At 64.5% G+C, this 3741-nt stretch carries 4 protein-coding genes; 3 read left to right on the forward strand and 1 reads right to left on the reverse strand.

Annotation, left to right across the window (positions count from 1 at the left end):
- Nucleotides 1-387: hypothetical protein (locus tag EOA75_RS30375; protein ID WP_127325879.1), on the reverse strand; the 387-nt coding region annotated here is incomplete at its 3' end.
- 276 nt (nucleotides 388-663) lie between these two features.
- On the opposite strand from EOA75_RS30375, the gene EOA75_RS30380 reads away from it, so the two are divergent.
- The 3 genes from EOA75_RS30380 to EOA75_RS30390 all read left to right on the forward strand — a co-directional run.
- Nucleotides 664-1626 carry an L-threonylcarbamoyladenylate synthase gene (locus EOA75_RS30380; protein ID WP_164747678.1) on the forward strand — a complete coding sequence of 321 codons (963 nt, stop codon included), beginning with the start codon at nucleotides 664-666 and terminating at the stop codon, nucleotides 1624-1626.
- An 80-nt stretch (nucleotides 1627-1706) separates the two neighbouring features.
- Entirely contained in the window at nucleotides 1707-3137 is a 1431-nt protein-coding gene (locus tag EOA75_RS30385) for an FAD-binding oxidoreductase (protein ID WP_127325880.1), read from the forward strand.
- 185 nt (nucleotides 3138-3322) lie between these two features.
- Nucleotides 3323-3741 (forward strand): DUF6101 family protein (locus tag EOA75_RS30390; RefSeq protein WP_127325881.1); only part of this gene is annotated, 419 nt, incomplete at its 3' end.

Consider the following 3741-nt stretch of genomic DNA (forward strand, 5'->3'; position numbering starts at 1 on the left):
GTTGTTCTCGGAAGCGTTGGTATCGCCGTTGGTGGCAGCCTGAGCCGTGCCGTTGGGGGGCGTGGCCGCAGCCGTGCCGTTGGGAGGCGTGCCGGCGGGCGCGGTGCCGTTTGCAGGTGTCGCGGCCTCCTTGGCCGGGGCAGTCGCCGCGGGCGTCGCCGAGGCGCCGCCGACGATGCCGCCGCGAATGATCGTCGGCGTTTGCGCGTGCCTCTGTCCGGATTTCTCCGGGATCGCGGCCACTTTCTCATCGGTGACGGCTGGCACCGGCTCGCCGAGCGCCACAACTGACGGTGTAGCCTTGCCGGGCTCGATCGCGGCCAGCCTGACAATGGATGGCGTCGAGGTCGCCGCGCCGAGCACGACGATGGACGAAGCCTGTGCCAAGCCGCTCGTCGCCAGCAGACCGATAACGACCGCTCCTAGAGCAATTCCAGGAAAGGGACGTAACAGCTTTCCGTTCGCAATTGCATCAAAGCAAGACATACGCATCACGACAACTCTCCGCCCACCAACCGGAAATCCGCACCCTAGCGTCGGCGAATTGATGCCGGCTTGCGCGGAAACTTAACATTTTAGGGATTGATAAATCGCCAATGCGCGCCCTTGCCCCTGCTGCCATGCCGTATTACGGGACCGGCATGTTCAGGATCGGTGGTGAATTTGGCTGAGATACTTGGCGTCGGCGAGGCGATGGAAAGGGCGCTGGCGCTGCTCGAAGGCGGCGATGTTGTCGCCATCCCGACCGAGACCGTTTACGGACTGGCAGGTGACGCCACGAATGGGGCTGCCGTGGCGCGTATCTTCGAGGTCAAGGGTCGCCCGAGCTTCAACCCGCTGATCGCCCATGTCGCCGACCTCGCCATGGCAAACCGCATTGCTACATTCGATCCATTGTCTACAAAGCTGGCGGAAGCTTTCTGGCCCGGTCCGCTGACGCTGGTGTTGCCGCAGCCCGCGGAAAACGGCATCCATCCGCTCGTCACAGCCGGGCTTGACACGATCGCGCTGCGCATGCCGAGAGGCTTAGGCGGCGAGCTGATCGCGAGATTGGGCCGGCCGCTCGCGGCGCCCAGCGCCAATTCCTCCGGCAGGATCAGCGCCACGACGGCCGAGGCCGTGGCGGCTGATCTCGGCGAGAAGATCAAGCTGGTGGTCGACGGCGGCGCGACGCCCGTCGGCCTGGAATCGACGATCGTCAAGATCGAGGACGGCAAGCTGCGTCTGCTACGACCCGGCGGCATCGCTGCCCGGGACATTGAAGCGGTCGCCGGAATTGAGGTGATCCGCGGCGCTACCGGAATCCAGGCGCCCGGCATGCTCGCCTCGCATTACGCGCCGCGCGCATCGATGCGGCTCAACGTCGGCAAGCTCACGAGCGGCGAGGCGCTGCTCGCCTTCGGCCGCGCTCGCGCTGAAGGCTGGCAGGATGCCGTGGCGCTGCGCAATCTTTCCGAGGCGGGGAATCTGCGGGAGGCCGCCGCCAATCTGTTCGCCTATATGCAGGCGCTCGACCGCAGCGGCGCGCCCACTATCGCCGTCGAGCCGATCCCGGCCGACGGCTTGGGCGAGGCGATCAACGACCGGCTCGCGCGCGCCGCCGCCCCGCGTGACAAGATCGACTGAGCCTATCTCTTTGTTTTGAACGCAATTCCGGACGGAAAACCGCTTCACACTTTTCCTGGAATTGCTCTAGGTTTGGGCGCATGAACGACCAGCCCTTCGACCTCGATCCTGCCCTCATCGACCGCTTCGCTGCCATCGTCGGCGACAGATACGCGCTGCGTGATCAGGCTGACATCGCGCCATACATCACCGAACGGCGCGGCCTCTGGCATGGCCGGACACCGCTGGTGCTGAGGCCAGGCAGCGTCGAGGAAGTGAGCCGCATCATGCGGCTCGCTACCGAGACCGGCACGCCGGTCGTGCCGCAGAGCGGCAACACCGGGCTGGTCGGCGCCCAAGTGCCGGACAAGTCCGGCCGCGACATCGTGCTCTCGCTGTCGCGGCTGAACCGCATCCGCGAAATCGATGTCCTGTCGAACACCATCACCGCCGAGGCCGGCGTCATCCTGCAGACGCTCCAGGAAGCGGCCGACGCTGCCGACCGGCTGTTCCCGCTGTCGCTTGCAGCCCAAGGCTCCTGCCAGATCGGCGGCAATCTCTCTTCCAATGCCGGGGGCACCGGCGTGCTTGCCTATGGCAATGCGCGCGAGCTTTGCCTCGGCGTCGAAGTGGTGCTGCCGACCGGCGAAGTGTTCGACGATCTGCGCAAGCTGAAGAAGGACAACACCGGCTACGATCTGAAAAACCTCTTCGTCGGCGCCGAGGGCACCCTCGGCGTCATCACCGCCGCGGTGCTGAAGCTCTTTCCGAAGCCGAAGGGCAGGGAGGTTGCCTTCGCCGGCCTGTCGTCGCCCCAGGCAGCGCTCTCGCTGTTCAGCTTGGCGATGGATCGCGCCGGTGCTTCGCTCACGGCTTTCGAGCTGATCGCCAAACGGCCTTACGACTTCACGCTTAAGCATGGGCAAGGGATCACCCGACCGCTGGCGGATGACTGGCCGTGGTATGCCCTGATGCAGGTCTCTTCAGGTCGCTCGGAAGAAGATGGCAAGGGGCTGATCGAGGAGATTCTTTCGGCCGGCCTCGAGCAGGGCATCGTCGGCGATGCGGTGGTGTCGGCAAGTCTTGCCCAGGGCGACGCCTTCTGGAATTTCCGCGAGACGCTGCCCGAATGCCAGAAGCCGGAGGGCGCCTCGATCAAGCACGACATCTCGGTGCCGATCGCCTCGATCCCGGAGTTCATCGAAAAGGCGGCAGGCGTGGTCCAGACTGTCTGTCCCGGCGCCCGCGTCGTCTGCTTCGGCCACATGGGCGACGGCAATCTTCACTACAACATCTCTCGCCCGCTGGATTGGCAGGACGACCCGTTCCTTGAGCTCTACCACCCGATGAACAAGGCCGTGCACGATGTCGTGCGTTCCTTCCACGGCTCGATCTCGGCCGAGCACGGCATCGGCCAATTGAAGCGCGACGAGCTGATCGCCACGGCCCCGCCAATGGCGATCGATCTGATGCGCCGGGTGAAGGCGGCCTTCGACCCGGCCGGCATCATGAATCCCGGTAAGGTTATCTAATTCTTCCAACATCTTGTGGCTGGTCGCATTCCGATAACCATCGGCTCCGATCAGCAAAATTTAACTGACTTTCTTAAGCGCGGCGGTAAGAAGCGAGCGCTAATGTTTCCCGCATAACGAGGCCGGAAAAACCGGCCCGGAGAGAACCGGAAAACGGCCCTCAGGAGAAACAGGAAGGCATTCGAATGAACACTGGACTGAAGCCAGTCTGGGCGGGGCGCAACATGCGTCTCGACCCGTTTCGCCTGCCGCAGATGGTAAGCTATGCCACGCGCGACGACTATGGCGATGTAACCTTCACCATCGACCCGCGCGGCGCCGTCATTCGCCGCACGCTGGAGATGAGCGGCGTGCCGGCGATCATCGCGCTGCCCGCCAATGCCTTCCGTGGTGTCGCCGCCCGCGCCATGGAGGATCCGGACGGCAATGTCACCGTGACTTTGGAACTTCTGCACAATGATCCGATGCTGTCGGTGCCGCTTTTGGTCGCCGACGATCTCGACGACGTCGCCGCCGACTGGCGCGCCTGGGCCGACGCTTATCGCCTGCCGATGCTTCTGATCGAGGCCGACGGCGTCGCCCGCACGCTGGAGGAATCCTGTCT

The sequence above is a fragment of the Mesorhizobium sp. M1A.F.Ca.IN.022.07.1.1 genome, from assembly GCF_003997575.1.
Taxonomy (GTDB): domain Bacteria; phylum Pseudomonadota; class Alphaproteobacteria; order Rhizobiales; family Rhizobiaceae; genus Mesorhizobium.